Origin of the sequence: Flavobacterium sandaracinum, from assembly GCF_004349135.1 — a bacterium.
GTDB classification, from domain to species: Bacteria; Bacteroidota; Bacteroidia; order Flavobacteriales; family Flavobacteriaceae; genus Flavobacterium; species Flavobacterium sandaracinum.
This window is the reverse complement of sequence record NZ_SMFN01000057.1, coordinates 1-1554: the sequence shown is the minus strand read 5'-3', so window position 1 is coordinate 1554 and position 1554 is coordinate 1. Positions and strand designations below refer to the sequence as shown.

The 1554-nt window shown below is 38.3% G+C and carries 2 protein-coding genes; one reads left to right on the top strand and one right to left on the bottom strand.

Annotated elements, in window-relative coordinates; genetic code table 11:
- Nucleotides 1-421 precede the first annotated feature (421 nt).
- Nucleotides 422-964, top strand: a complete 543-nt coding sequence (locus E0F91_RS17575; RefSeq protein ID WP_132067642.1) for a hypothetical protein — start codon at nucleotides 422-424, stop codon at nucleotides 962-964.
- A 335-nt stretch (nucleotides 965-1299) separates the two neighbouring features.
- Here E0F91_RS17575 and E0F91_RS17565 read toward each other — a convergent pair.
- Nucleotides 1300-1554: transposase (locus tag E0F91_RS17565; protein ID WP_165930079.1), on the bottom strand; the 255-nt coding region annotated here is incomplete at its 5' end.

Below are 1554 nucleotides of genomic sequence, written 5' to 3'. Positions count from 1 at the left end.
GTCTATCCCCGACGCATCTACTAACTAAACCTGTTGTCTAAAGGCTTTGCATTGCTGTGCATGCTTACCCAATTTAGCTAGCCTCTTATGCGCTTTGTGTTCCTCGGTACAGACTTTTGCCGTTTGGCTTCCTTCACTGCATGGGTCGCCCCAAACCAGCTTGCCACGTGCTAATCGGCTCAATATAAATCAACAACTTGCCGATAAGGGACTTGCACCCTCTAGATAAAATTCCTACTTTTGAGGAATTGGAAGTGCATGCAAGGCACACACAGCCGTTACACGAGATTTGGGTATTTAGCTTAATATAGAAATGGTTTTGTACTTGAGAAATTTGTCCTTAACCGAAAAAACTCGCATCTTTAGTCCCAAACCTCGTGTAGCGGCGACACGTTATAGGTAACCTTAAAAGACGACAATAGTGAACATTACAGACATTCAAAATAAGACTGTTCAGGTTGACAATTACCAAGCGACATTTTTGACGCTTAAAATTGACGACCAATTATTTCGTTTCGACTTTATTGACAAAAAAGAATTCAACTTAAAAAAAGGCACGCGTGGACAGTTTAGTATTTATGAAACACATCCATTGCTCATTGACTACAATGAAAATATTGTAACGACATACATAAACTCAAAGCCAGACCATTTTGACAATTTTGTAGTAGACTTTGAAAATGCAATAAACGAAATAACCGAAGGCTGGCGTAGCTGGACAAACTATGTAACGGACAACAATATAAACTTTACGGTAGACACCTTTTTAAACAACATAAAGAGTGGGACAGGAAAATTAATGGAAGCACCTTTTTCAATTACACAAAAAGCAATCAAAGTTTGCGACAAGCACAATGTTGCGACAAAGACCTTTGGAAATGAATTAAAGCAAGACAATTTTAAACTAATATTTATTGCAGACAATTACGTAATTGCAAAAGAATTTAGACAACATAATAATTGACGATGGAAAGAAAGGCTACCTATAATCGAGTAGACGGCTCCGCCAGAACCTGACGGAGTGCGCCTCTCACACCACCGTACGTACGGGTCTCGTATACGGCGGTTCGCAAAGTGATGGGTTGAGTTCCATGTAAATCTCCAACATTGATTGATAGCCTTTCTTCTTAAGTCGTAGTAGGGTAATTGTAGTGGTTAGAATTGGACTTTGAGCGATTCGCCAGCCTCCTTTTCTGGTTCTGCTCCAAGCATAAGCGTGGTCTTTGTCAATCCCCGAACTCGCTGATATGTGTAGTCGTTAGCGCATTCTATGGTAAAAAACAAGAAAATATTTAAAATTTAACAGGCAAATTTATGTGTATTTATATAGGGAGTTTGTCTGTTAATTACAGAAAAAACACGACCAATAATTTTACATTTTACATTGTTTAAAACCAGCATTGCGTTCTTACCTTCACCTTTTTTTCTTTCATAATATTCTTTGAGTTGCGGATCATGTTTTACGGCAACTAAAGCACACATTTGTAATATTGATTTCATCTTTTTATCTGCCATATGATTCACTTTGGTTCGTCCTTTAATACTCGAACCCGA